Annotated in this window: 20 protein-coding genes and 2 pseudogenes; 4 read left to right on the forward strand and 18 right to left on the reverse strand. The window is 64.2% G+C overall.

What is annotated here, in order from left to right; translation table 11 throughout:
• Positions 1-3 precede the first annotated feature (3 nt).
• Complete coding sequence (locus IEW63_RS11850; protein ID WP_188636842.1) at positions 4-468, forward strand: hypothetical protein; 465 nt, start codon at positions 4-6, stop codon at positions 466-468.
• 168 nt (positions 469-636) lie between these two features.
• Here the strand turns inward: IEW63_RS11850 and dbpA are convergent, their stop codons facing one another.
• From dbpA to yihG, 3 genes and pseudogenes are all read right to left on the reverse strand, one after another.
• Positions 637-2016: an ATP-dependent RNA helicase DbpA gene (gene dbpA / locus IEW63_RS11855; RefSeq protein ID WP_188636843.1), complete on the reverse strand. Its 1380-nt coding sequence runs from the start codon at positions 2014-2016 to the stop codon at positions 637-639.
• Between the two features lie 64 nt (positions 2017-2080).
• Positions 2081-2245, reverse strand: a complete 165-nt coding sequence (locus IEW63_RS11860) for a hypothetical protein (protein ID WP_188636844.1) — start codon at positions 2243-2245, stop codon at positions 2081-2083.
• A gap of 251 nt (positions 2246-2496) precedes the next feature.
• Positions 2497-3425, reverse strand: a pseudogene (yihG, locus tag IEW63_RS11865) (1-acylglycerol-3-phosphate O-acyltransferase, YihG family).
• Between the two features lie 143 nt (positions 3426-3568).
• On the opposite strand from yihG, the gene lnt reads away from it, so the two are divergent.
• On the forward strand, positions 3569-5206 hold the full coding sequence (gene lnt / locus IEW63_RS11870) for an apolipoprotein N-acyltransferase (protein ID WP_188636845.1): 1638 nt from the start codon (positions 3569-3571) through the stop codon (positions 5204-5206).
• On the opposite strand, the gene IEW63_RS11875 is transcribed toward lnt, so the two are convergent.
• The 3 genes from IEW63_RS11875 to IEW63_RS11885 form a co-directional block, all read right to left on the reverse strand.
• Positions 5182-6342, reverse strand: a complete 1161-nt coding sequence (locus IEW63_RS11875; RefSeq protein WP_229710498.1) for a BaiN/RdsA family NAD(P)/FAD-dependent oxidoreductase — start codon at positions 6340-6342, stop codon at positions 5182-5184. The two genes, lnt and IEW63_RS11875, sit on opposite strands and share 25 nt — an antisense overlap.
• Positions 6343-6665: 323 nt before the next feature.
• Positions 6666-7619 carry a cation diffusion facilitator family transporter gene (locus IEW63_RS11880; protein ID WP_188636847.1) on the reverse strand — a complete coding sequence of 318 codons (954 nt, stop codon included), beginning with the start codon at positions 7617-7619 and terminating at the stop codon, positions 6666-6668.
• Positions 7616-8149 carry a transporter substrate-binding domain-containing protein gene (locus IEW63_RS11885; protein ID WP_188636848.1) on the reverse strand — a complete coding sequence of 178 codons (534 nt, stop codon included), beginning with the start codon at positions 8147-8149 and terminating at the stop codon, positions 7616-7618. The genes IEW63_RS11880 and IEW63_RS11885 overlap by 4 nt, the downstream gene beginning before the upstream one ends.
• Before the next feature lie 160 nt (positions 8150-8309).
• On the opposite strand from IEW63_RS11885, the gene IEW63_RS11890 reads away from it, so the two are divergent.
• A complete protein-coding gene (locus IEW63_RS11890; RefSeq protein ID WP_188636849.1) occupies positions 8310-9026 on the forward strand; it encodes a YebC/PmpR family DNA-binding transcriptional regulator in 717 nt (238 codons plus the stop codon).
• Between the two features lie 21 nt (positions 9027-9047).
• Here IEW63_RS11890 and IEW63_RS11895 read toward each other — a convergent pair whose 3' ends face one another.
• From IEW63_RS11895 to norR, 12 genes and pseudogenes are all read right to left on the reverse strand, one after another.
• Positions 9048-9845 carry a metallophosphoesterase family protein gene (locus tag IEW63_RS11895; RefSeq protein WP_188636850.1) on the reverse strand — a complete coding sequence of 266 codons (798 nt, stop codon included), beginning with the start codon at positions 9843-9845 and terminating at the stop codon, positions 9048-9050.
• Positions 9842-10825: a diacylglycerol/lipid kinase family protein gene (locus IEW63_RS11900; RefSeq protein WP_229710487.1), complete on the reverse strand. Its 984-nt coding sequence runs from the start codon at positions 10823-10825 to the stop codon at positions 9842-9844. The genes IEW63_RS11895 and IEW63_RS11900 overlap by 4 nt, the downstream gene beginning before the upstream one ends.
• 33 nt (positions 10826-10858) lie before the next feature.
• Positions 10859-11122 carry a DksA/TraR family C4-type zinc finger protein gene (locus IEW63_RS11905; protein WP_188636851.1) on the reverse strand — a complete coding sequence of 88 codons (264 nt, stop codon included), beginning with the start codon at positions 11120-11122 and terminating at the stop codon, positions 10859-10861.
• 16 nt (positions 11123-11138) lie between these two features.
• Entirely contained in the window at positions 11139-12782 is a 1644-nt protein-coding gene (gene glgP / locus IEW63_RS11910) for an alpha-glucan family phosphorylase (RefSeq protein ID WP_188636852.1), read from the reverse strand.
• Positions 12783-12852: 70 nt separating this feature from the next.
• Positions 12853-13041, reverse strand: coding sequence for a twin-arginine translocase TatA/TatE family subunit (gene tatA / locus IEW63_RS11915; protein WP_188636853.1), 189 nt, complete (start codon positions 13039-13041; stop codon positions 12853-12855).
• Between the two features lie 28 nt (positions 13042-13069).
• Positions 13070-13648: a nitrous oxide reductase accessory protein NosL gene (locus IEW63_RS11920; RefSeq protein ID WP_188636854.1), complete on the reverse strand. Its 579-nt coding sequence runs from the start codon at positions 13646-13648 to the stop codon at positions 13070-13072.
• Between the two features lie 26 nt (positions 13649-13674).
• Positions 13675-14502, reverse strand: a complete 828-nt coding sequence (locus IEW63_RS11925; RefSeq protein ID WP_188636855.1) for an ABC transporter permease subunit — start codon at positions 14500-14502, stop codon at positions 13675-13677.
• Complete coding sequence (locus IEW63_RS11930; RefSeq protein ID WP_188636856.1) at positions 14499-15425, reverse strand: ABC transporter ATP-binding protein; 927 nt, start codon at positions 15423-15425, stop codon at positions 14499-14501. Before IEW63_RS11930 ends, IEW63_RS11925 begins: the two co-directional genes overlap by 4 nt.
• Positions 15425-16726, reverse strand: coding sequence for a nitrous oxide reductase family maturation protein NosD (locus tag IEW63_RS11935; protein WP_373288230.1), 1302 nt, complete (start codon positions 16724-16726; stop codon positions 15425-15427). Before IEW63_RS11935 ends, IEW63_RS11930 begins: the two co-directional genes overlap by 1 nt.
• 80 nt (positions 16727-16806) lie before the next feature.
• Positions 16807-18732: a TAT-dependent nitrous-oxide reductase gene (gene nosZ, locus IEW63_RS11940; RefSeq protein WP_188636857.1), complete on the reverse strand. Its 1926-nt coding sequence runs from the start codon at positions 18730-18732 to the stop codon at positions 16807-16809.
• A gap of 39 nt (positions 18733-18771) precedes the next feature.
• Positions 18772-20938, reverse strand: a pseudogene (gene nosR, locus IEW63_RS11945) (transcriptional regulator NosR).
• A 108-nt stretch (positions 20939-21046) separates the two neighbouring features.
• Complete coding sequence (gene norR / locus IEW63_RS11950) at positions 21047-22630, reverse strand: nitric oxide reductase transcriptional regulator NorR (protein ID WP_188636858.1); 1584 nt, start codon at positions 22628-22630, stop codon at positions 21047-21049.
• 154 nt (positions 22631-22784) lie between these two features.
• On the opposite strand from norR, the gene IEW63_RS11955 reads away from it, so the two are divergent.
• The gene (locus IEW63_RS11955) at positions 22785-23150 is read left to right on the forward strand and encodes a hypothetical protein (protein ID WP_229710497.1); all 366 of its coding nucleotides are present in this window, start codon (positions 22785-22787) and stop codon (positions 23148-23150) included.
• Positions 23151-23167 lie beyond the last annotated feature (17 nt).

The raw sequence follows: 23167 nt of genomic DNA on the forward strand, positions 1-23167 counted from the left end.
GCGATGTCACCTGTTGCGATACTGCGCGTAGCGCTCTTCTATTTGCTGGCGGTTTTGCTGGCGACCATTCTCGGGGGCTTGGCCCAGGCTCAGATAGAGCTGGCCGGCCTGGCCGACGCACCCGCCACCTTTGGCGAGCGGCTCGCGGCCACCTGGCAACTGCTGCCGGAGCTGCTGCCGACGCTGGCGGCGATGCTGGCGGCGGCCTTCATCATTACCCTGCCGATCGCCGAAGCGCTGGCACGGATATTCCGGCCCTGGCGCTGGCTGCTGTTCGGGGTGGCCGGAGCGGCGGGGCTCTGGGCTGCGTACAGGGTCGTGGATGGTTTTCTGCCACAGCTGGCCGTCACCACGCCTGGCCAGGGCTGGCAATGGGCAGCGGTACTGGTAGCGGTTGCCATCGGCAGCTGGCTGTTCGGCCACCTGACCAGGCCCAGAGCCCGGCGCGGACTGCGCGTACTGGGCTGAGGCGCGCCCAAGGAGGGCCGGGTTCCATCCCGGCCACAGGGTTGCCGGCGAGTACGCTGCGTCGAGACGGAACTCGACGATCCTGGTTTTCCGGAGGGCCGGGTTCCATCCCGGCCGCTGGGGTTGCTGGGAATGCGTTGCGTGGAGGTGGAGTTCGACGCTCCCGGGTTACAGTAACCGCACCTTGAACTTTCTGCCTTTGATCTTTCCGGCCTCCAGCCGCTCCAGCGCGGTATTTGCCAGGTCCCAGCGTATCGCCACCAGCGCCTGAAAATCGCTGATGCTGATCTTGCCGATGGCATCCCCGGGCAGGCCGGCGTCGCCGGTCAGGGCGCCGAGCAGGTCGCCGGGGCGGACCTTGTCCTTGCGGCCACCAGCCACGGCAAGGGTGCGCATGGGCGGCAGCAGCGGCGGGTCCAGCCGCTCCGGCAGCCGATCCAGCGCATGCCATTCCAGCGGTTCGCCCAGGGCTTCCTCGATGCGCCGCGCGCGGCCCTGCTCGGCAGGTGCGACCAGACTCAGGGCCAGGCCCGGCTGACCGGCCCGGCCGCTCCGGCCGATGCGGTGGGTATGCACGGCCGGGTCTGGCGACAGCTCGGCGTTGATCACCGCAGCCACCCCTTCGATATCGATCCCCCTTGCGGCCACGTCTGTGGCGACCAGTACGCTGCAACTCTGGTTGGCGAACAGCGCGAGCACCTGGTCGCGCTCGCGCTGTTCCATGTCGCCATGCAGCGCCAGGGCACTGACCCGATTGCTGTTGAGCAGCTGCTGAAGTTCCTGACATTGCTGCCGGGTCTGGCAGAACACCATGCAGGGTTGCGGACGTTCCCCGGCCAGCAGGCGCAGTACCGCCCGGGCGCGCTCGGCCGGATCGATCTCGTAGAAGCGCTGGGAAATGGGGTTCTCCACAACGGCGTCCTCGATGACCACCTGCTGCGGATCACGCATGAAGCGACCGGCCAGGCTCTCGATGCCGGCCGGGTAGGTGGCGGAGAACAGCAGCGTCTGCCGCCGTGCCGGCGTGGCCTCGATGATTTCGCTGATGGCGTCGATGAAGCCCATGTCGAGCATGCGGTCGGCTTCATCCAGTACCAGGCAGTTGAGCCGGTCCAGTGCCAGCGTGCCACGTTGCAGATGGTCACGCACCCGCCCCGGTGTACCCACGATGATCTGCGCGCCCTGCTCAAGGGAGGCCGCCTGCGGACCGAAGGGCGTGCCGCCGCACAGGGTCAGGATCTTCACGTTGCCGATGCCCCGGGCCAGCGCACGCAGGGCATCGGCGGTCTGGCTGGCCAGCTCCCGGGTGGGGCTCAGCACCAGCGCCTGGCAGCCGAGGAATGCAGGGTTGAGCGGTGCCAGCAGGCCGATACCGAATGCGGCGGTCTTGCCGCTGCCGGTGCGCGAGCGGGCGATCAGGTCCCCGCCGGCGAGGATGACGGGCAGGGACGCGCTCTGCACGGGCGTCATCTGCTCGTATCCGAGGCGCTTGATGCTGTCCAGCAGCGCGGCGGGGAGAGGGAGGGTGGCAAACGGGGAATGGCTCACATCAGGGACCTGCAGGGAAAGGGCAGCAGAGTGTAACAGATGGCTTTGGCGGTATCGCGGATTGTCAGTTTCTGATGCGGGACTTGCGAAAGCCGCCATGGGAGGTGAAAGAGCCGGTATCACCCGTCAGCCAGTAGCGGGTCGCCCTGTAGCAGGCCTGCAGAGGGGATACATGGTAGCTGCGTATTTTCTGGTAGGCCCAGCGCCAGCTCTTCTCGCGGTTGCTCATCTTCTCACTGCCTGTTTCGGGGTCACGGGACCCAATGACTAATACGGGCAGGGACTACTCGCACGGTGACCACTCACCTGCGACTCCGACTCTTCCTTGTGCCATGGCCAACTCAGGATGGTTTCGTTCCAGCCCAGCAAAGGGCTTTGAGGCAACTGGCCGATAATGGTTCATTTATATGTTTTTTGCCAAGCGCTCAACAATGCTGTGATTCTTTTGCGACAGAATGGGCGGTGCGGCTCTTTATTTTGCTACCTTTCGTCGGATCGGCGATCATGCCGCGGCGAGACGGTCTGCAGCTCCCGTTTCAGTTCGGCGATACGTTGGTCCTTGCCTCCCAGATGCTGTTGACCCAGCCCTGGAAGTAACTGCGGAACGCGGGATCCTCGCTGTAATCGCCGTGGAACAGGTCGGCTGGCAATGTCTGGGAGCGGATGTCCACCAGGACCCTGGGTACTCTGCCGCTGACCAGCGCCCAGAAGCCGGGCGGCGACTGCTCCGGATAGACAATGGTGACATCCAGCAGGGAGCGCATCTGCTCCCCCAGAGCGGCGGCAACGAAGGCGATGCCGCCGGACTTGGGCCGCAGCAGATGGCGGTAGGGAGAGCCCTGCGCCCGATGCTTCTGCTCGGTGAACCGCGTGCCTTCAAGGAAGTTGACCACCGTGACCGGCAGGTTGCGGAACTTCTCGCAGGCCCGGCGGGTGATTTCCAGGTCCTTGCCGCGGTCTTCGGGGTGCCTTGCCAGGTGAGCCTTGCTGTAGCGCTTCATGAAGGGGTAATCCAGAGCCCAGAAGGCCAGACCGAGAAATGGGGTCCAGATCAGTTCCTTCTTCAGGAAGAACTTGAAATACGGCGTCCGGCGGTTGAACGACTGCACCAGCGCCGGGATGTCCACCCAGGACTGGTGGTTGCTGATCACCAGGTACGAGTGGTCCCGATGTAGCTCGGCGTCATAGCGTATGTCCCAGACGGTAGGCAGCATGAGACGGAAGATGGCCTTGTTGATCTCGGCCCAGGTCTCGGCGATCCACATGACCCAGCGGGAGCTCCAGCGGCGGACACCCTGGTGCGGGACCACAACCTTGATCACGGCCAGCACCATCATGGGGCCGATACCGATCAGGGTGTTCAGCAGAACGAGCAGGCAGGTGAGGGTGCCGGTCATCCAGTGGGGCATATATCAGTCCTCAAGCGACAAATCGGCCCCAAGCATAAACGACTTTTGCCGGTGGTGCGGCTTCACTCGGAAAGGGTATTGAAAGTGCAGGCCATTACATTAAAGGATGGGGGCATCGACCATCAGGAGAGGGGAGCTGAGCCATGACCCGCGGCACCTTGGGTTCCTGCACCGGCGAGATGGCCGTGGACCAGCCGGAAGTCGGCCAGCAGCTGATGCTGGCACGCCTGCTGCTGGCCGGTCTCGGCGGTTTCATGCTCTGTGTACCCTGGCTTCACCCGCAGCTGTACTGGGTTGGCTGGGTCGCCTGGCTGCCTGTGCTCTGGGCGCTGCGCGACACCGGGCCGCGGGCTGCGCTGCTGCTGGGCTGGGTGGCCGGTACAGTCTGTTTCGCCGGCGGCAGTTATTGGTTGGCCGGGTTCATGGTGAACCTCAAGCAGATCAGCCCAGCCACCAGCGTGCTGCTCGCCGCCCTGTTCTGGGGCTACCTCGGCCTGAGCATAGGGCTTGCCTGCATGCTCTACCGCTGGTTGCTGCTGCGCCTCGGCGGTTGGGAGCTGCTGGCCTTCCCGCTCAGCCTGGTGGCGGTCATGGCGCTCTATCCGATGCTGTTCAAGACCCACTTCGCCGATGGCCAGGTCAACTTCCTGCCCGCCCTGCAGGCGGTCGAGCTGACCGGTGCAGCGGGTCTGGACGCGGTGATGGCGCTGTTTGCGGTGCTGCTGTACCGGCTTGTCATCAAGCGTGCGGTACGCACCGGCCCCCAGTCGGTCGTTGCCAATCGTCTGGCCTGGCTGCTGGTGCTGGGCTGGCTGGGTTACGGCCTGGTCGCGGTACAGAGCTGGGATCAGCGCATTCAGCAATGGGATACCCGCCGCATCGGCCTGGTGCAGCCCGACGACGCCATTACTCTGGACATACCCGAGCCGCCCCCGGGCTACAGCCGCGAGTACCCCTGGGAAATGGAAGCGACGGAACGGCTGGTGGCAGCCGGCGCCGAGTGGGTGGCCTGGCCCGAAGCGCGCTACAAGGGCTATTTCGACAACTACTCGGTGCGCCAGCGCTACGGGCGGGAAGTGGCCCGCACCGGCGTACCGCTCATTTTCCATGACGTGGAGCGCCGCTGGCTGAACGCCGAACAGACCAGCTACAACACCGTGGCATTGCTGGATGGCCAGGGCGAGCTCGCTGCCCGCTATCGCAAGATGCTGCGCATGCCCTTCGGCGAGTATCTGCCCGAGCCCTGGTCATGGCCGCTGCTGCGGTCGATCAACGACCGTGTGTTCGGCGAGTTCCTGCGGCCGCTCGGCGCCGGTGACGAGCATGTGGAGTTTGTGCTGAACGGCATGCGGGTGATGCCGATGGTCTGTTACGAGGCGGCCTTTAACGATTTCGTCGCAGGGGCGGTGGACGATGACGGGGCGGGCAAGGTGCTGCTGTTCCTGTCCCAGGACAACTGGTTCGGTGAGAGCTCGCAGCCCCTGCAGCACGGGAACATGTCGATCCTGCGCGGGGTGGAGAACCGTCTGCCCATGGTTCACCTGATCAACAACGGGCCGTCGGTCGCGACCGCCCCCAACGGCCGGGTGCTGGCCCGGGGGCCGGCTTTCAACCGGGCAGAGCTGCTGGTGAGGGTGCCCTTCGACAGTGCCTCAGGGGGCAGCTTCTTCAGCCGCTATCCGGGCGCCTTCATCAACACGGTTTATGCAATCCTGGCCGGATTGGTGCTGTATGCGCTGTGGCGTCGCCGGACCGATCAGGCCACCAGGCCGGCGCTGTAGCCCGATGACCAGGCCCACTGGAAATTGAACCCGCCCAGGTGGCCCGTGACATCCAGTACTTCGCCGATGAAATACAGCCCGGGACAGTGTCTGGCCTCCATGGTGCGGGAGCTGATCGCATCGGTATCCACGCCACCGAGGGTGACTTCGGCGGTGCGGTAGCCCTCGGTGCCTGACGGCCTCAGCTCCCAGCCGTTGAGCTGATCGGCGATGCCCATCAACAGCTTGTCGCTGAACTCCGCCAGTGTCCGTTCCCCCGCCTCGGTCCACCACAGCTCCTGCAGCTCGGTCACCAGTGCGCGCCCGAGTTTCCCGGCCAGTACCGTCCTGAGCAACTGGCGTGCCTGATGCTGCTTGGCTTCTCGCAGCCAGGTCCGGGCGTCGGTACCGGGCAGCAGGTCGATGGTGATCCGGTCGCCGGCCTCCCAGTAGCTGGAGATCTGCAGGATCGCCGGGCCGCTTATGCCCCGGTGGGTGAACAGCATGTTCTCCGTGAAGCTCTGGCCGTTGCAGCTCACCGTGACCTCCAGAGCCAGGCCCGACAACCGCTCGCACAGCCCCTTGAGCTGATCGGTGAACATGAAGGGCACCAGACCCGCGCGCCTTGCTATCAGGGGAAGCCCGAACTGTTCGGCTATCTGGTAACCGATGCCACTGCCGCCCAGAGTCGGGATCGACAGCGCACCGCTGGCAACTACCAGTGACTGGCAATCGATGCGCAGTGGCCGTTCCTGCTGGTGACAGGTGAGTCGGTAGCGCAGGGGTGGGTCCTCCAGCGGCTCCACACCCAGGATATCGCAGTGGATGCGGATCTCCACACCCGCCTGGGCGCATTCATCCAACAGCATGTTGAGAATGTCCTTTGCCGAGTCCCGGCAGAACAGCTGGCCATGCTTGCGCTCTTCATAGGGAATGGCGTGGCGCTCGACCATGCCGATGAAGTCCCATTGGGTGTAACGCTTGAGCGCGGCCTTGCAGAAGTGCGGGTTGCCGGAAATGAAGTTCGACGGTTCCACCTGATAGTTGGTGAAATTGCAGCGCCCCCCGCCGGACATGAGAATCTTCTTGCCCGGCCTGTTGGCCTTTTCCACCACCAGCACCCGCCGGCCACGCTGGGCGGCGGTGGCTGCGCACATCAGCCCGGCGGCACCGGCGCCTATGATCACCACATCAAAGCAGAGGGAGGAGACTTGCACTGTGTATCCGTGTCGATATCAACAAAAAGACGGTGGGTTCCGCCTCGGGCGCGCATGGTAGCACGCCGCCCCCTTCGTGTTGTGCGGTGCCTGCTGCTATTTGAGCTGGGCCTTCTGTCGCCAGGCGGGCAACGGAGGCCGGCGCGCCGAGTTGCATACGGACTGTTCGGGCACCGCAAAGGGGCGGCACCACCAGAAGGTCGAGCTGCTGCTCGGGGTCTGCATTCGTGCAGGGTTCGGTTTCCACATGACAGGACTCCTGTTCAGCGTTGGATCTTCTCCACCGGCATGACGATGAGATCGTAGAGCCGCCAGTCCAGTGCGGCCGCCTGGGCTACCAGCTGCTGTGCCCGATGGGCGACCTGCTGCTCCGGCGCGAATACCACGAAGATTTCACCTCCGACCAGGTGGCCCTCCTCGCGCAGGCGCGCTTCCACGTCGAGAATGTCGGGCTCGCTGCGCAGCGACTCGGCAATGGCCTGTTCCAGACCCAGCGGTTCGCCGCTGAAGATGTCGGTGGGTCGCTGATCCATGAGGGTACGCATGGCTGTACGCAACTGCATGACACCGTCTTTCAGGACATCCAGCGAGATAATGGCCGCGGCCACAGAGTCGGCCCACCAGAAGCCCATGCCGATGCCCAGCACACCGACGATGGCCGCGGCGGAGGTGATCCAGTCGGCCTTGTTCATGTTTGCGTCCGCGTACAGGGTGCGCTCATGCAGTGCCCTGGCCAGCGGCAGTTTCAGCCGACCGAGGATCAGCGGAGGGGTGAGGGAATAGAGGAGCGCGGCGATCATGACCCAGCCGCCCCAGATCGGATACTGCCAGTCGAACAGCTGGAAGTGGCCGATGCTCGGGTGCTCCTGCCTGAGCAGGCTGCCCAGCGAGCTGGTCAGCATGAACAGGCCGAACATCAGGATGGCCGCGGCGGCGGCAAGAAAGGCCAGCAATATCGCCCGACTGTGGCCGTAGGGGTGTTGCTCGTCGGGAGGCAGGTGGCGCACGCGCATGGCGAGCAGGAACACCACCGGTGGAATCAGTGCCAGCAGGTCCTCCAGCATGGCCATCTTCATCGCCTGGGAGGCGCCCATGGACAGATACATGGCCAGCACGATACTCAGCACGAAGAAGATCGAGATCCACTCCAGGCGGATCGCCTTTCTCAGCAGCCGTTCCTTCTCGGGCGGCAGCCGGTATCCCTGACGTACTCTCATGGCGGCGACGCCTCACGCAGACGGGGCAGGAAGCGCTGTGGATCCCGATGGTCGAACAGGAAACGCTCAAGCTCCATCAGCAGGGCATTTTCGCCCGGGGCGCTGAGGATGAGATGCTTGCCGCGCGCGCCGTCCTGACGATTGTCGATGAAGTAGGGGAAGGTCTGGCCGACCTCGGCCTGCCATGGATGGGCTGCCGAAAAGCCGCCGATCAGCAAGTCCAGGTCGAAGTTCTTCAGTGCCTCGATCTGCTGCTCCACACCAGCGTGATGCCATTGCACCTGCAGCCCGAGCTGGTCGGCAAATTCGCTGATCAGTTCACTCTCCATACCGCCGGGTGCGCCTGGCGGGTTCGGTTCGACCCAGGGCGGATTGGCGACGACCCCCACTCTCAGCGCGCCACGCTGCTCGGCAGCGGCCAGCGAGTCGCGGGGATCATCCGGCCAGCGGTCACAGCCCGACAACACCAGCAGCAGAGCCAGCGCAGCGGCTGTGGTGAAGGCGGATACAGGAAAACGAACCAACATCATCTCTACCTCTTCGGGGTACAGACTCAGACCTGATAACCGATGCGGGAGTTCAGGCAATCCGTGACCGCCCGGCGGTTGCTGCCAGCCGGTGGAAAAAGACCACCAGCCGGCCGGACAACTGACGTAAAATCCGGTCTTTTCCAATCAACGGGACTGCACGATGGGACGCGCCTATCAGAATCGCAAGGAATCCATGGCCAAGACGGCCGACGCCAAGACCAAGATCTACAGCAAGTACGCTCGGGAGATCTATGTATGCGCCAAGTCGGGCGGAACCGACCCAGCGGGCAACCTGGCGCTGCGCGGGCTGATCGAGCGGGCCAGGAAGGATCAGGTGCCGGCGCACGTGATCGAGAAGGCGATCGACAAGGCTTCGGGCGGCGGCGGCGAGGATTTTGCCGTTGCGCGGTATGAGGGCTTCGGCCCGGGCAACTGCATCGTCATCGTCGAGTGCCTGACCGACAACCCCAACCGTACCATTGCCGACGTGCGCCACTGCTTCACCAAGACCAGGTGCAAGATGGGCACCCCCGGCAGTGTCAGCCACATGTTCGACCACTGCGCCATCCTGGCCTTCCGCAGTGATGACGAGGAAGCGGTGCTTGAGGCCCTGATGATGGCTGACGTGGATGTCACCGACATCGAGAACGAGAACGGTCTGATCACCGTGTTCACCCCCAACACCGAATATGCCAGGGCGCGTCAGGCGTTGACCGATGCGCTGGGGGATATCGACTTCGAGGTGGACGAGATCCAGTTCCTGCCGCAGACCTCCACCCCGATCAGCGACGAGGACAGGCCGATGTTCGAGCGGTTCGTCGACATGCTCAACGATCTGGACGATGTGCAGAACATCTACCACAACGCAGAACTCTAGGAATCGGTTGCCGCGCCCGGCTCAGGGGCCCAGCGCCAGCTCGATGCTCTGCCAGGGGATGAAGCGGCCCTGGTCGGCAGCATGATCCCAGCGGGTCAGGCGACAGCGACGGGGCGTGCCGGGTGAATACTCGATGACATTCACCGAGTTGGGAATGGCGCCGCGCACCCGTTCCGAGATGCCGGTGCCGGCCTGGATGGCCCAGGCCCTGCGCTCCGGGTGGCTGCCGCCCAGAAGCACCTGATAGGGCAGGTGGATATGCCCCGCCAGCAGCAGGTCCATGCCGGCGTCCACCCAGGCGGGCACCGCCTGATCCCGGCCGATCAGCAGGTTGTCCACGTCTGTTTCCTCCACCGCCCGTACCGGGTGGTGCATCATCACTATCCTCAGCTGGGCGCTGCGGGCCTGGCGCAGCTGCTGTTCGACCCGCCGGATCTGCACCGCAGACACTTCACCATTCTTGTGACGCGCCGCCCGGGTGGTATTCACGCAGGCCACCAGCAGTTGATCGGTCTCGAGCACGGGCTCCAGCTGGCTGCCGAAGGCCCGGCGGTAATTGCCGTAGGGGTTCAGCAGCCGGGCGGGCAGGTTGAACAACGGCAGGTCATGGTTGCCGGGCACCGCCAGCACGGGCACCTGAAGCCGTTCGACGAAGGCCCTGGCCGCCGCGAACTGGCTCCGGCGGGCGCGCTGGGTTATGTCCCCGCTGAGCAGGTAGAGGCTGGGCTGCAGTTCCTCCCCCAGTCGCAACAGCGCCTCGGTCACTGCAGGGTTCTCGGTGCCGAAGTGCAGGTCCGACAGATGCAGGATGCGCGTCATGGATGCTCCAGCGGTTCGGCGGTACGCGGGATCAGCAGGGGCAGTACCTGCTGCTCGATACTGAACTGCAGCGGCGTGCGCATCCGCAGGATTTCCCCGTCGACCGCCACCTTGACCCAGCGCGGGCGGTTGCCCAGGTAGGTGGTCATGTTCTCGAAGCAGATACTGATGACATTCTCCGCCTCGCCCATGCGGCTGAGCATGCCCTGCAGCAGCAACAGATAGAGCGCACCGGTGCCGACCGGCCGGGAGGCCAGCGCAATCAGGTGATCCCTGTCGTCTGCTGGCTCGGGATCAATGCCGATCTGCTGCAGCTGCAGCGGGTTGTTGCACACCACCAGGGTCGGCGTGCGCAGGCGCTGATGCCGGCCGCCATGGTCCAGCTGGATGTCCAGTTGACGGTGGGCGCGGGCGAGGGTGACCAGCGCCGAGAGCAGCGCCACCCAGCGGCTGCGACCGAAGCGCTGCTTGTACAGTTCGCGGTCCTCCAGCAGCCGCGGATACAGCCCGAGACTGGCATTGACCAGGAAATAGCGGTCGTTCACCCGCCCCAGACTGACGTACTCCAGGCGGGCGGAGAGCAGCTCGTGCACGGCTTGCTCGGTGTCCTGGGATATGCCGTGGGTGCGGCCGAAATAATTGAAGGTCCCCTGGGGCAGGACGCCGAAGGGGATGCCCTGGCCGACCACCGCCTGGCACACGGCGTTCAGCGTTCCGTCGCCGCCCACCGCCACCACCACGCCGGAGGTCTGGCGCGCCATCCGCACCGCCCGCGCCGCGGCTCCCGGCAGGTCTGCGCCACGATCGACCACGATCAGCTCGCACTGGCGGCCCGCTTCAGCGCAGGCGGCGCGGATCGCCTGCTGTGTCGCCTCGCAGTTGCGCCTGCCCGAACCGCTGTTCATCACCATGAACAGGGTTTCGGCGCCGGTCAGCTGAACGGAGCGTGCAGAGGGGCTGGCGGCAGGACTGGATGGCACGGTGGCTCCTTCGGCGGATATGGCGGGCGATGGTCAGCGCAGTTGGCTGTCCTTGCTGCCGCGGCGGTTATAGCCGCTGTTGTGCTGCTCCTTGTCCCGTTCGCTCTGACAGGCAATGCACAGGCGAACGCCCGGCAGAGCCTGGCGTCGTGCCTCGGCGATGGCCGCGCCACATTCCTCGCAGTGGGTCAGGCTCTCGCCGGCGGGCAGCCGGCTGCGGGCTCGTTCCACCGCGTCGCTGACGGTATCATCAATCTGATCCTGTACGGCGCCGTCCTGCGCCCATCCGGTAGCCATGGTCACCTCCGGTTTTCTACTGGTACATGAGAACATGATACTCATGGGCAAGCCGATGGGAATCGAAGTGGGGCAGCACGTCGCTCATGCCCTGCCTGACCAGTCGCAGCCAGGCGGCGGGCTGACGGTAATAGGTCGGCAGCAACCTGCCCTCGATGATCTCCATCAGTTGACGATAATCCTCGGCATCCTGGTCGGCGGCATCCAGCTGCGGGTCCGCCGGCGGGATCAGCAGGCAGTTCTCGCCATCGCGGGCGAATTCCGGCACCCAGCCATCGCTGATCGACAGATTGACTGCGCCGTTCATGGCGGCGGTCATGCCGCTGGTGCCGGACGCCTCACGCAGCCGCCGCGGTGTGTTCAGCCAGACATCCGCCCCCTGCTTGAGCTGCCGCGACAGCAACATCTCGTATCCGGTCAGCACCGCAAGACGCGGGTGCTTCCAGCACAGGCGTACCAGACTGTTGAACAGCTCGACGGCCTTGGCATCGAAGGGAAAGGGCTTGCCCGCCCAGATGATCTGCACCGGCAGTTCCCGCTGCTCCATCAGCCGGTTGAAGCGGTACAGGTCATGCAGCAGCAGGTCCGCGCGCTTGTACTCGGCAAAGCGCCTGGCCCAGACGATGGTCAGCACCTGGGGGTCGAACAGTTTGCCGGTCTGATCGGCAACCACCTCGAACAGGCGTCGTTTCAGCTCCCGCTTGCGATCGACCAGGCCGTCATCATCGCCGTCGTCCAGGGCCTGCCGCAGCAGGGGATCCTGCCAGAAGCCGGCATGCTGGGCATTGCTGATGCCGATGATCGGGCACACCCCCGGGTGGTCAGCCCACATGTCTGTGGCGACCCGGGCGTGCAGCTGCGATACGCCATTGGCACGGCCGGCCAGTCGCAATGCGGCCAGCGTATGGCTGAAGGTCTCTCCGTGCATCCCGGTAGCCTCCCGCACGGCCGCCTCGGGCAGACCGCCGAAATAGCCCATGTCATGCAGGAAGCGGAACGGGCTTTCCTCGTTGCCGGCCTTCTCCGGTGTGTGGGTGGTGACGACCACCTGCTTGCGCACTTTCTGCACGCTGCCGAGACGGGCAAGCAGGTGGAACGCCAGGGGCAGGGCATGGGCCTCGTTCAGATGGTAGGTGGCGACGCCGCCGAGCTGGTCCACCAGCTGCGCGCCGCCCAGGCCGAGCACAATGCTCTGTGCCACCCGGGTGGAAGGTTCGGTATCGTACAACCGGTGGGTGATGGTGCGGGCCAGGTAATCGTTTTCGGGAATGTCGGTGGTCAACAGCAGGATGGGCGCGGTGCCGAATACCTGCGGCGGCAGCAGCAGCGCCTTGACCACCACCCGGTGGCCGTTGACCAGCACCTCGGTGCGCAGGCCGGTTTCCTGGAGGAAGGGGTAGTACTTCTTCTGGAACTGCACCCGCATGGTCTGGTCATCATTGCGCACCTGGTCGTAGTAGCCGTACTTCCACAGCATGCCGACGCCGATCAGGTTCTGGCGCAGGTCGTGGGCGCTGCGCATGTGCGAGCCGGCAAGAAAGCCGAGGCCGCCGGCATAGATCTTCAGCGCATGGTCAATGGCATACTCCATCGAGAAGTACGCCACCGCTCGGCGGTATTGCGGATCAGGTCGCCAGGCAACCGGCCAGATGCTGGACATGGTGGGCTCCGTCGAGAGGACTGTGTCCTTTGGACATCCACCGGCTGTGGTTGGTTGCCTGCATCAATCCCTACTGCTGACTCTTGAGCTTCTCGTTTTCCACCGCCGGCGCGGTGTTTTCGCCCTCGTGTACCGCCTTGCGGAAGCCGCTGATGGCGCTGCCCACGTCGTTGCCCAGACCGCGCAGACGCTTGGTGCCGAACAGCATCACCACGATCAGCAGGATGATCAGAAGTTGCCAGATACTGATGCCCATCATATTGCTCTACTCCTCTGTGCTCCGGCCTTTAGTGACCGGAGTGACTGTCATGTGAATCCATCGGCGGGTGCATGTGATCCATGCCTCCATGCTGTGCTGCGGCGGCCTGCGCGAGGAATGCCTCGTCGATATCGTCGAATGCCAGGATCTCGGCGCCCTCATGCTGCGCGGCAAGCTCCTCGGCGGCGGCACGGTCGGCAAAGGCGGCCAGCGAGGCGCCCATCGCTCCCTTCAGCGGCGTGCCGCTGACATACCAGGCCTGGGTGGCATCCACCAGATGCTCGTCGTCCGGCTGGTCCCAGTGGCTGCGGCCCATGTCATGCACGTACAGGCGCGCATCCAGGATGCGGTTTTCCGGTTGCAGCCACCAGCTGAACATTTCCGCCGTGGAGCAGAACTTGCGTACGCCATCGCGCTCCACGGCCTGGCCTTTCGGCCCCGGGAAGTCGGCGATGATCATGCCGCAGATATGGCACTCGTCATCGCCGTGAAAGGCCACCGGATCGTAGGAAATCCGCGTCTGTTCATCGTCTCCGCATCCCGCCAGGGAAAGGCCGAACAGCAGTACCAGCAGAAAACCCAGATGGAAGTTGTAACGGTTTTTCATGACAGTTTTTCTATCCTCTTGTTATGTCAGGCAGAGCGACGCCGGAAGGCGGCGTAGGCCAGCAGCAGAGCCACGCCCGCCCACAGCAGCAGGCACAGCCAGAGCACCGCACCGGGAACCGGCAGATCCTCGGCCAGAGACAGCACGCCGATGGCGTTGCCCCCATCGAAGCCACCGAGGTTGATCAGCCGGTAGATATCGGTCGGGTTCAGCAGCAGAAGCCAGGGCAGCACCTCGGGGTTGAACTTGCCCTCGCTGAATACCAGCAGGGCCAGCAATGCCAGATCGAAGACCAGCACGAAGACGAACCACACCCCGAGTGCCAGCCCTGCGGCGCTGGACTTCTCACCGGCCAGACTGCTGAGCAGGTAGGCCAGCGCCAGGAACGCCCAGCCCAGCAGCGTGGAGGACAGCATGAAGCGACCGAAGGCCCATACCAGCAGATTGACCTCGACATCCTCTACCAGCAGCCCGATGGCCAGCGCGGCACAGCCGAAACCGATCAGGACCGCCAGCGCCAGAATCAGCCCGTGGCCGACGAACTTGCCGAGCAGGATCTGGCCGCGACCGATGGGGTAGGTCATCAACAGCATCAGTGTGCCGCCTTCGTCCTCGCCGACGATGGCGTCATAGGCCAGCAGCAGGGCGATCAGCGGCATCAGGAAGGTCGCCAGACTGGCCAGACTGGCGATGGTCGCCGGAATCGATGTGAAGCCCAGTTGACCGGAGGCCGCGGCGCCCAGCCAGGCAATGCCTACCGCCAATACCGCAAACAGCACACTGATGGCCAGCAACCAGCGGTTGCGCAGGCCGTCGCTGAGTTCCTTGCGTGCGATATTCCATACCTGATTCATGCCTTATCCTCCGCTGCCCTGGCCGCACCGGCGCGCTCGGTGTAGTAGCGATAGAGGTCCTCCAGTGACGGCTGGAGGATCTCGATATCACTGGGCTGATCCTGATTCAGCAATTGGCGCAGCAGTTGCACCTTGACGGCGGAGCTGCCGGTGAACTCGATACTGTCGCTGCCCAGGGGGCGCGAGGTGCTGCCGTTGACGCTCAGGCTCTGCAGCACCTGTTCGCGCTGTTGCAGACCGCTGGCGCGGATGCGGGATGGCAGCTGAGCCTCGTTGCGCAGGCTGGCCAGGGTACCCACCGCTTCCAGCTGGCCGCCGGCGAGAATCGCCGCCCGGTTGATATGCGCCTCCACCCCGGGCAGCACATGGGAGCAGAGAATCACACTGGTGCCCTGCTGGCGCAGTTTGTCGATCAGCACATACAGGTCCTGGGTGGCAATCGGGTCGAGCCCGACGGTGGGCTCGTCCAGCAGCAGCAGACGGGGCTCGCCCAGCAGTGCCTGGGCCAGACCCAGACGCTGACGCATGCCCTTGGAGTAGGTCTTCACGCGGCGGTCGGCGGCATGGGCCAGGCCTACCTGTTCCAGCAGTTGGTCGGCCTGCTGCCGGGCGGCGCCCTTGATCCGGGCGAAGTGGTGCAGGGTCTCGCGGCCGCTGAGCTGCGGGTAGAACATCACGTTCTCCTGCAGGTAGCCCATCCGGCGGCGGACGTCGGCGTTGTTCGGTTCCTGGCCGAGCACGCGCAACTGGCCTTCGCTGGGGGCAAGCAGGCCGAGGATGAGTTTCATGGTGGTGGTCTTGCCGGCGCCGTTGTGGCCGAACAGCCCCAGTACCTCGCCACTTTCCAGATGAAGGTTCAGCTGGCGCAACGCAGTCATCCTGCCGTAGCGCAGACTGACGCCCTGGATATCAACCGCATTCATCAATTGGCTTCCTGTGTAGGTTGAATCAGATGGGTGGTGGGCAACTGCATCAGGGGATGACTGTCCTGCACGCCCTGCATCTTCATGACCGGGAAGGCGCGCTGCACCCAGCGCAGCACCTGGATCGCCGGGCTGTTCATCAGCAGGCGCACCTGGGGATACATCCACAGCAGCCGGTCGACGTTGTCGTTGGGTTCATAGGGTACGTCGCCCAGGCCGTCGTCGTTGCGGTCCCAGCCCAGATAGTCGCTCCAGAAGTTGCCCCGTCCGTCCACCGACCACTCCTGGGTACGGGTGGCGACATACTTGACCTGCTGCTCGTTGCCGACGAAGGCGTTGTGGCTGATCTTGTTGTTCTCCGAGCCTGCGGTCAGGTGGATGCCAAGATTGCTGCGCTCGAAGTGGTTGTGCTCGATGGTGTTGAACAGCGAGTTGTAGATGAACAGCGCCTTGCCTTCGCCGCCCTTGATCATGCTGTCATCCCCGGTCTGGCCACGCTGCACGTTGGAGACGAAGTTGTTGGTGATGGTCGAGTAGGTGATGAAGTTCATCAGGATGCCGTAGTTGCGGTCATCCTCGGAGCGGTTGTTCTCCACGGTGAGCATGCGGCTCTGCATCAGGGCGTAGCCGGTGCGGGTGCGCCGGGTGGTATTGCCGATGACCCGGTTGCTCTGGGAGAACATGTAATGGATGCCGAAGCGCAGATCCTCCATGAGGTTGCCTTCGATCAGGTTGTTGTTGGAGTTGCCCAGGTAGATGCCGTCACGCACATGGCGTACCTGGTTGTCGACCACGCGGGCCTCGTTGGTGTTGATCAGGTGGATGCCGTTGCCGCGGTCCTGGGACCGATAGTTGCGGTCACCTTCCACCTGGTTGCCTTCGACCGTCAGATGTCGGGTGCCGTCCGACCAGATGCCGAAGCTCGGCCCGCTCAGATCGTTGTTGCGCAGGGTCACGCCAGTGGCGCTGGGCTCGACGAAGATACCGGCGTTCATGTCGGTCAGGTTGGCGCCCCAGTTGCGCAGGGTACAACCCTCGATGGTCACATCCGCGGCGCGGATGGTCAGCAGGCTGCCCTTGCCGGCGGAGTCCAGCACGGCACCGGGCTCGCAGCGCAGGTGCACCGGCTCGTCAAGCAGGAACTGGCCGGAATAGTCCCCGGCGGGGAGGATCATGGTGTTGCCGTCAGCCCGCAGCGGCAGGCTGTCGATTGTCTGGGGTGATGCATGGATGGTAGCGGAGAGACCGCACAGTAGCATGGTGGCCGCCAGCCGGCGGCGTCTGGCCTGATGCGTGAACAATGCTGCTCCTTTGATGCAGGTTGTGGGTGTTCTCGAGGCCGCGTGCGTCCGGGGCGGTGCGTCCGCCCCGGACGTAGCCATCAGGCCGGCTCGACCAGCATGCGGCCGCACATCTCCATATGCAGAGCATGGCAGAACCAGCTGCAGTAGTACCAGTACACCCCGGCCTTGTCGGCGGTGAAGGTGATGGACGATGTCTGCTGCGGGCTGATCTCCATGCTCACACCGTGGTTGACCACAACGAAGCCGTGAGTCACGTCCTCGATCTGGTCGATGTTGGTGATGATCACGGTGACCTCATCGCCCTGCTTGACGGTGAACTCGTTGAGCCCGAAGGACGGCGCCATGGAGACCATGTATACCCGGACCTTGTTGCCGTCGCGGATGACCTTGCTGTCGGTGGTCAGGTTGATGCCGTCTGCCTCGGCCATCTTCACGGTTTCGGCAAAGAAGGGGTCGTCGCGATCCCAGATCTTCTTGGTACGGATCTGGTCGCGGCGGGCCATGATGCAGTCGTGTGGTTCGGCGAAGGTGGGGCCGTCGTGCACCAGGATCATCTCGTCGCCGGAGATGTCGATCAGCTGGTCGTTCTCCGGGTGCAGCGGTCCGGTCGGCAGGAAGCGGTCCTTGGAGAACTTGGACAGCACCACCAGCCACTGGCCATCGGCTTCGCTGGTTTCGGTCAGCGAGGCATGGGTGTGGCCCGGCTGGTAGTGCACATCCAGCTTCTGCTTGATGTAGTTGACGTTCTCGCCGTTGTGCGCGCGAATCGCTTCCTCGATGTTCCACTTGACGATCTGGCTGTCGATGAACAGCGTGGTGTAGCCGTTGCCACGACCGTCGAAGGTGGTGTGCAGCGGCCCGAGGCCCAGTTCGGGCTCGGCGACGATCACCTCACGGGGATCCTCGAACTTGTCGTCGAACAGGTCGGGCAGCTTGTCGATGGCGATGATGGAGACGGTAGGCGACAGCTTGCCCGCCGCGATGAAATACTTGCCGTCCGGCGAGGTGTTCAGACCGTGGGGGTTCTTCGGCACCGGAATGTAGCGGGTGACCTTGCTGTTCTTGCCGTCCTTGCGGCGGCCATCCACTACCGGCACCTTGGAATCGCCCAGGGTGATGAAGTTGCCGGCCTTTACCTCGGCCTCGATGGCATGCACGTCAAATACCACCACCCAGTCGCGCTCGTTGCGCATGGTACCGCCCAGGTCCAGCGCCTTTTCCGAGTTGTAGCAGGTGGAGGCACAGAACCGGCCGGTGTAATCCATGTCGGTATTGTCGAGGTTGCCTTCGACGATCACTTGCCAGGCGACTTCCATGGTCTCCGCGTCGATCGCGTTGTACATGGTGTAGCTGTTCTCGTTCTCCATATCGAAGAACGAGCCGTCATTGGGATGCGGGATGATGAATTCGGCGTTACCGAAGACGTACTTGGTATGCGGCACCTTCTGCAGACGCAGCCCATGGATGGCCTGAACGTTGGGCACGGTGACCATCTTGTCCGTCTTCATGATGTCCAGACGGATACGGGCGACGCGGCTGTTGGCCTTGTCGTTGATGAACAGATACTTGCCGTCGTACTTGCCATCGGTCATCGACAGGTGCGGGTGGTGGCAGTCGCCGTTGGCGAAGCGGGCGCTGTCTCCCATGATCCGCTTGCTCTCGTTGGTCAGCCCCCAACCGGTCGCCGAATCGATATTGAATACCGGAATACGCATGAGTTCGCGCATGGAGGGCACACCGAACACCCGTACCTCTCCCTGGTGACCGCCGGACCAGAAGCCATAGTAGGTATCCAGCTCACCGGGACCGACGTGAATCTTGGACATGGCATTCTTCTGGGCCTCGCTGACCGCCTGGGCCCAGCTCTCGCGGGTCATGACCGCACCGCCGAAGGCGGTGGCGGCCACGGCTGCACCGGTCACGGCACCAGCGCCGAGGAAGCCCCGGCGGCTCATGCCTCTGGATTCCGGAAGGGCCGGAGGGTTGTTGCTCTTGTCGCTCATAGTCAAGCTCCTTGATTGCACACTTGGTTGACCTTGGGGTCAGGGTTCAACTACCTGCACTACCGGGATCAGCTGATCATCCGGCTGTTTCTTGCCGCGTGTCTTGCGCTTGTTCTTCAGAATCAGCGGAGGACACTTGTTCTCGTTGTGATAGGTCATCTGACAGTCGAGGCAGTAGTGGCACTCGTTGTGGTTGATGTGCCCATCGGGATGAATGGCCTGGATCTCGCATTCCTTGGCGCACAGCTGACAGGGGTTGCCACACTCCTTGCGGCGCTTGAGCCAGTCGAACAGCCGGACCCGGCTGGATACCGAGAGGGCCGCGCCAAGCGGGCAGATGTAGCGGCAGAACACCTTGCGGGTGAAGATGTTCACCACCAGCAGGATCACCGCGTACAGCACGAACCACCACTGACGGTCGAACTTGAGGGTGATGGCAGTCTTGAAGGGCTCCACCTCGGCGGCCTTTTCCGCCAGCATCATCGACTCCAGCGAGATGCCGAACAGCACCAGCAGGATGATGTACTTGATCGCCCACAGCCGCTCATGCACGGCAAAGGGCAGTTCGTACTGGGGGATCTTCAGCTTGCGGGCGATCTCGTTGATCAGCTCCTGCAGCGCACCGAAGGGGCACAGCCAGCCACAGAAAACGCCCCGGCCCCAGAGCAGGATGCTGGCGGCGGTAAAGGTCCAGATGATGAAGATCACCGGATCGCTGAGGAACAGCTCCCAGCGGAATTCCGTGAACAGCGCGTGGACGAAGGTCAGCACGTTGACGATCGACAGCTGGCCCAGCGCGTACCAGCCGATGAAGACCACCGTGAAGGTCAGGTAGCCGTGGCGCAGCCAGCGCAGGAAGTTCGGGTGGCGGGCGAAGTTGTCCTGGAAGAACAGGATGATGGTCAGCAGCAGCAGCGCAACCAGGATGACACCCACCTGGAAACTCTTCTGATACCAGATGTTCACCCACACCGGCCGGTTGGCCTCCTCGATGGCGCGCAGCTCCTCCGGTGTCGGTACCGGCCGGTCGATGTACTGCTCCGGCGTTTCATAGGGCAGCTCGAAGCTGACGAAGATGCTGTCCACCGGGCCGGTCTGCCGGCGCACCAGCAGCTCCAGGGCCCAGGGCGTGCCGGGGTCGAAATTGGCATCCTCACGGAGGATGAAAATGGCCATTTCCTGGAAGCGCGGAGCGCCCTCGGCCATCACGTCGTACAGGCGGATATGGTCCAGATCGCGGAAGCTGTGGATATTGCCGAACTGGCGGATCTGCACCCGATCGAAGATGCCGCCGCGTACGTAACCCGAGCCCTTGAATGAATACTGGCCGCTGCCCAGCACCGCGAAGGCATGCTCGCCGGGCTTGAGGTCCTCCATCAGGAAGCGGTACTGGTTGTCGCCAAGCAGGTTGCGCCCCACAGTGGGTACGTTGAGGTAGGTGGCGTACAGGTCGATGAAGGTCGCATCGGCCTGCTCCGGGGGGGGCCTCATCAATGCCCTCGGCCTCGGTGCCCTGGAAGGCGCGGTTGATATCGGCATTGGTCAGCAGCAGTCGGCGGATGGAGCCGTCACCGGTCAGTTCCGCCCAGCTGGCGGGCTCGTAGACCTCCTCGCGCACGGTGGAGGGCCGGCCGCGGGCGGCCACGTTGGTCTGCACCAGACCGAGGGAGGCGCCAACCTCATGGGCAGCGCGCATCACGATCTCGTTGATCACCATGACGGTCACGGTGGCACCGGATACCGCATCCACGGTGACGGCGCCGGGGTCACGGGAGCGCCCGACCACCACCCGCTGGTCGGCGCGGATGCCGTGATACAGGGCGTTGAAGTCATGCAGGCGCTGTTCGGGAATGCCGATCAGCAGAATCGGCTCGTGGTGCTCCAGCACATAGGCGTCCTGAATCACGCCCTCGGTATCCATCAGGATCAGCATGTTCACCGGCTTGCCGGAGTAGGCCGGGATATTGATGACGTTGATGCTCTCGAAGGCGTAGCCGTAAATGGTGCCCACGCCGTCAGTCAGTGTGCGTACGCCGTAGTCTCCTTCCGGCTCGGAAATCACCGTCGCACGGGGGAAGAATTGCTCGATACGCTCTTCGATAAGGGCCTGATCGGCGAAGGCGGGCGAGAGGAATAAAGTGGCAGATATCAGCACCGCGGCCAGCAGTACCCTGCTGACAACCCCGGTGATTTTCGACAACATCATGGCAGCTTCCGTATCGAGGGCGTTGTAAATTTAATATGGCCCAGTGGTTTCAAGACTTGATCACGATCAAACGGGTGTCAAATCAGCGTTCTGATTCAGCGAAGCGCATCATCCGGGTATCTTTCCCTGGCGATCGGGCCTTGCCTGGCTGGCCAGGCCGAGCCGGCGTGCCAGGCGATGCAGGTTGCCGCGGTCGATCTGCAGTGCGCGGGCCGTGGCTGACAGGTTGCCACGGTGTCGCTTCATCAGCGTTTCGATGAGCTGCCGCTGATAGTTGTCAACGGCCTCACGCAGTCCGCAGCCAGGGGGTGCCAACTCCAGAGGCGGGTACGCCTGCGCAGGGCGAGCATCGGAGGAGAGGCCCAGATCCGCGGCGTTCAGCTGCAGCATTGCCGGTGTCGCGCCGTGCCGGGCGCGTGCCCGAAGCAGAGCGCGACTGACAAGGTGCTCCAGTTCCCGCACGTTACCGGGCCAGTCATGGGCGAGCAGCGCCTGCTGCGCATCGTCCCGAAGACTGGCGCTGCGCACCTGCAGGCGGCTGCGGTTCTGCTCGATGAAATAACCGGCCAGCAGCAGGATGTCATGCTGGCGCTCGCGCAGGGGCGGTACCTGCAGCGGATAGGCACTCAGGCGGTGATAGAGGTCCGCACGGAAACGCCCATCGCGCACCGCCTTGGCCAGGTCCCGGTTGGTGGCGGCGATGATGCGCACGTCCACGTGGTGCTCCCGGTCCGAGCCGAGACGCTGCAACTGGCCGCTCTGCAGTACCCGCAGCAGTTTCGCCTGGATTGACAGCGGCAGCTCACCGACTTCGTCCAGAAACAGCGTGCCGCCGTCGGCCAGTTCGAACTTGCCTGCCCGCGCTGTGGTGGCGCCGGAAAACGCGCCGCGGACATGGCCGAACAGCTCACTTTCCACCAGCGACTCCGGCAAGGCAGCGCAGTTGATGCTGATCAGCGGCTTGTCATGGCGCGCAGACTGGCGATGCACCGCCCGGGCCACCAGCTCCTTGCCGGTCCCGGTTTCGCCGCAGATCAGCACGGTCAGCGGGCTGCGGGCGACCAGGGCAATCTCGCCCAACAGGTGCTGATGAGCGGCACTGTCACCGATCAGCTCCGGCCCCGGCACCTGTACCGCCGCCCGCCGCCAGGTCTCTGCGGACCGGCGCTGCTGCTCGGCGGCATGCGTCAGCTGCTGCAGGCGCTCGCTCGCCTTCACCGTGGCCGCCGCCAGATGGCCGAAGGCTTCCAGTGTGGCGAGGTCGATGCGGCCGAAGCGCGCCGGGTCCAGCGAGTCGAGCGTCAGCACGCCCCAGGGCTGATCGTCGATGTACAGCGGGCAACCCAGGCAGTCGTGCACCTGCAGCGGGCCACTGTTACCGGGAATCAGACCGTCGTAGGGGTCTGGCAGGTCGCAATCGGCAGCGAACCGGGTGGCGCGCTGCTGGCCGAGAATGCGCTGCAGGCGCGGATGCTCATCCAGCGGGAAGCGCCGACCAAGGGTGTCGGCACTCAACCCCAGTACCGCCACCGGCACCAGCCGCTGCCCGTCCAGCCGCAGCAGGGCGAGTGCATCGCAGGGCAGACAGTTGTGCAGTGTCTGCAGCAACCGCTGGTAGCGCTCGGCCTGGGGCAGGTCCCGGCTCAGGTCATCAAGCAGCGGCAGCAGGGTGGTGAGGGGTATCGGAGTCATCTGTCGTCGTTTTCACATCGCCCGGGGCGTCTGTACCCGGTTTCAGGTTGTTAATGTGACGACTGGCGGGCGCCGGGTCCTTGATTTCCGTCAATTGCGCTGCTGGCACACTTCATGAATTGCTTACCGGCACATTCACAGAGCAGAGGTGTACATGAAATACCTGAAAGGGATGCTGGTTCCGGTTGTGGTACTGGGCGTGGTGCTGGGGGCTGCGAAGGTGAGCGCAGCGGAGGTGGTCGGCGAGGCGGCGGACACCACGGCGGGCGCAGGCGTGGGTGCCTCGACCGGGTTGATGATCGGCGGGGCAGCCGGCGGCCCGCTGGGCGCTCTGGCCGGCGCGGGAGCTGGTTGGCTGCTGGGCAAGGTGGTGCAGCAGGCCGTTGGCCTGGAGGAGCGCGCCTATGAAGTCCGGGGGGACGACGGCCAGATCCGGACAGTGCGCTCGCCGAAGGCCGGGTTCGGCATCGGCGAGCAGGTGGAGCATCGGGGCAACCGGCTGTACGCGCTGGAGCACTGAGACCGCAAGGGGGCGCC

Source organism: Halopseudomonas pertucinogena (assembly GCF_014646575.1).
GTDB classification, from domain to species: Bacteria; Pseudomonadota; Gammaproteobacteria; order Pseudomonadales; family Pseudomonadaceae; genus Halopseudomonas; species Halopseudomonas pertucinogena.

Coding starts and splice junctions, on each gene's coding strand:
- IEW63_RS11850 (WP_188636842.1), top strand. CDS start 4: ATGTCACCTGTTGCGATACTGCGCGTAGCGCTCTTCTATTTGCTGGCG.
- IEW63_RS11860 (WP_188636844.1), bottom strand. CDS start 2,245: ATGAGCAACCGCGAGAAGAGCTGGCGCTGGGCCTACCAGAAAATACGC.
- lnt (WP_188636845.1), top strand. CDS start 3,569: ATGACCCGCGGCACCTTGGGTTCCTGCACCGGCGAGATGGCCGTGGAC.
- IEW63_RS11875 (WP_229710498.1), bottom strand. CDS start 6,342: ATGTGCGCAGCCACCGCCGCCCAGCGTGGCCGGCGGGTGCTGGTGGTG.
- IEW63_RS11880 (WP_188636847.1), bottom strand. CDS start 7,619: ATGAGAGTACGTCAGGGATACCGGCTGCCGCCCGAGAAGGAACGGCTG.
- IEW63_RS11885 (WP_188636848.1), bottom strand. CDS start 8,149: ATGATGTTGGTTCGTTTTCCTGTATCCGCCTTCACCACAGCCGCTGCG.
- IEW63_RS11890 (WP_188636849.1), top strand. CDS start 8,310: ATGGGACGCGCCTATCAGAATCGCAAGGAATCCATGGCCAAGACGGCC.
- IEW63_RS11895 (WP_188636850.1), bottom strand. CDS start 9,845: ATGACGCGCATCCTGCATCTGTCGGACCTGCACTTCGGCACCGAGAAC.
- IEW63_RS11905 (WP_188636851.1), bottom strand. CDS start 11,122: ATGGCTACCGGATGGGCGCAGGACGGCGCCGTACAGGATCAGATTGAT.
- glgP (WP_188636852.1), bottom strand. CDS start 12,782: ATGTCCAGCATCTGGCCGGTTGCCTGGCGACCTGATCCGCAATACCGC.
- tatA (WP_188636853.1), bottom strand. CDS start 13,041: ATGATGGGCATCAGTATCTGGCAACTTCTGATCATCCTGCTGATCGTG.
- IEW63_RS11920 (WP_188636854.1), bottom strand. CDS start 13,648: ATGAAAAACCGTTACAACTTCCATCTGGGTTTTCTGCTGGTACTGCTG.
- IEW63_RS11925 (WP_188636855.1), bottom strand. CDS start 14,502: ATGAATCAGGTATGGAATATCGCACGCAAGGAACTCAGCGACGGCCTG.
- IEW63_RS11930 (WP_188636856.1), bottom strand. CDS start 15,425: ATGAATGCGGTTGATATCCAGGGCGTCAGTCTGCGCTACGGCAGGATG.
- nosZ (WP_188636857.1), bottom strand. CDS start 18,732: ATGAGCGACAAGAGCAACAACCCTCCGGCCCTTCCGGAATCCAGAGGC.
- norR (WP_188636858.1), bottom strand. CDS start 22,630: ATGACTCCGATACCCCTCACCACCCTGCTGCCGCTGCTTGATGACCTG.
- IEW63_RS11955 (WP_229710497.1), top strand. CDS start 22,785: ATGAAATACCTGAAAGGGATGCTGGTTCCGGTTGTGGTACTGGGCGTG.